General features: G+C 42.8%; 1 protein-coding gene. It reads right to left on the bottom strand.

Going from position 1 to position 2,184, the window contains the following annotated elements:
* Positions 1-1,876: hypothetical protein (locus tag KDK18_RS08400; RefSeq protein ID WP_257254457.1), on the bottom strand; the 1,876-nt coding region annotated here is incomplete at its 3' end.
* Between the last annotated feature and the right edge of the window lie 308 nt (positions 1,877-2,184).

Raw genomic sequence — 2,184 nt, 5'->3', positions numbered from 1 at the left:
TAACTTCAACTCCATTAACTTCAACTCCATTAACTTCAACTCCATTAACTTCAACCCTGTCAGCTTCAACCCTGTCATCTTCAACTCCGTCAGCATCAACGTCAGCATCAACTCCGTCAGCATCACCTCTGTTGGAATCACTACCTCTGTCAGCATCAGTACTGCCCACATCATTGCCTTCAGACTCACTACTGCCACTTTCATGAGGGCTGTTCATAGCAAATTCATAGTTAGACCCGAACCATTCGACGAATTCTCGCAAGTGGCTTATCCGTTCTCTCAGGTGTCGTGCCTTCTTCTCATATTTACTAAGCTCTTCTCCTTCTTGGCCTTCTGCTGCTTTTTCATCTTTGGCTGCGTCAATCTGCCTATCAAATATTTCCAACATATCATTTGATTGTTCATGCAGGCTCGCTAATCCTGTGCCGAGGGTTACCATTATCACTTGGTAATCATCTGCCTCAGTAAAAGCTATTTGTAATTGTTTCTCTATGAAGTCTTTCAGAGCTTGAAGTAATTCTCCAAATAATTCAGGACCTTCATTTCCATCATTGTATTTTGCATCTTCTGATACTTTCTTGAATGCTTCAAATAACCTCTGTTCTTTGCTTGTTGTGTCTGAAGAGTCAGTGTCGGTTTCTAACCACTTTGATTTTCTAAAATAACTTAACAGGTTTTCAATATGTGAATCTGTGAACTGTATAACGGAAGGATCAAGCAGCATGCTTATGGCATGAATCAAAGTCATAAATTGATTGTTAGAGGCAACTAACTTAGGATTGTTTTCACCATATGATTCTATTAGCTTTAACATTCGTTTATGTGATTTTATGTTGCGCTTATATAGCGGTATCCCGTTCTTCTCAACACCATAGTTGAGAAGGCTGGTAGCAGCTGCCAACAGTGGATCGGGTGATGCGCTGGATCTTTCGTCTTCTGAGTAAAAATTCAGTTGTTGCAAAAAATCAAGGCGCGCTTCTTCGAGTATTTTCAGGGCAGAAAAGACATTTTTGGATTCTTTAACATTACCTTTTAAAAGTTCGGGATCTTCGATGGGTTCTTTTATACCCAAAAGGTTACCCCTTGTGGCATGGAGCCTCCCTATACCAGACAAGCCGACAGCATGAAGCAGGAATGAGTTAAAAAAAACATTAGCCATTTGAGGGGATGACCCATTTGACTTGAGGGCTGTATAGTAACTCATCAACAACATCGCGAGGCTCTCTCGTTGTTGTGGTTTGCTTATATCGACAGGAGATTCGGCGCCCTGAATATCATACAGAACACTAATCAACGCATTTTGGTTTTCGTTGAGCGTTATGCCAAGAGTTTTTATCAAATGATCAATCATGCTTGCAATTGATCGGGCATGTTCGGGAGGGGTTTCCGGAATTTCCTCCAACATCATATTAATGTGGTTTGTATTAATATCTGTAGTTATGGCACGGATAATTTCGGAAATTACCCCATGGAGCATCACGGGGAGAGGAATTTCGATTAAAGATTGCAGCGGCTGTGCTGTAGCTCCCTCCGGTTCTGTTGAATTTTCATCCTTTTTTTCGCCTTGCTCATTTTCATAGTTCATGGCAAAGACAAGGTTGGTCGCATTCGGGTTGAGAACTAAAGTAGGGATATTCCCTACGTAAGCATTGTGATTAATCAAATCGTCCAGAAAGCTGGACTCTTTTGTTGGTTTTTCTAAAACAAGCCTCTCCACCGATGGTGTTGATAAACCATTTTTTGCCAGTAGTTCTGAGCAGGGGCAAGCCATCATGATGAGGCCAAGGGAAGCGGCAACCGACTGATTAGCCATGTTACGATGGAAAAAGATCGATTGCCTTGCGGTTGCTGATAATTGGGAAGCGGAGTTATTCATCAACATCTGCCTTTTTTAATTTATGGATGCCCTGATAAAGTAGTCCACAGATTGCAGAAGTGCCCAATTTTAAGCATCTTCAAACTCAGCCTGATCGCTCAGGCAACCCCGTTTTCTAAGCGCAGGAATTGCCGAGAGCTTGGAGTTCCAAGGTTCAAGGCCTGTGCACAAGGCAAGGCAGTTACAATCTGGACTTAAACCCGGGAGTGGCATTCGAACAGCGCAGAACCGGCTACTGCCAATGACGTTATGGGGCACAAATGGAACGGCCTTAAACAGTAACGTCTTCGAGCCAGCAGTTCGCCGGT

The sequence above is a fragment of the Endozoicomonas sp. SESOKO3 genome (assembly GCF_024606255.1).
Note: the sequence above shows the minus strand (reverse complement) of the source record. Positions and strands in the feature narration are given on the sequence as shown.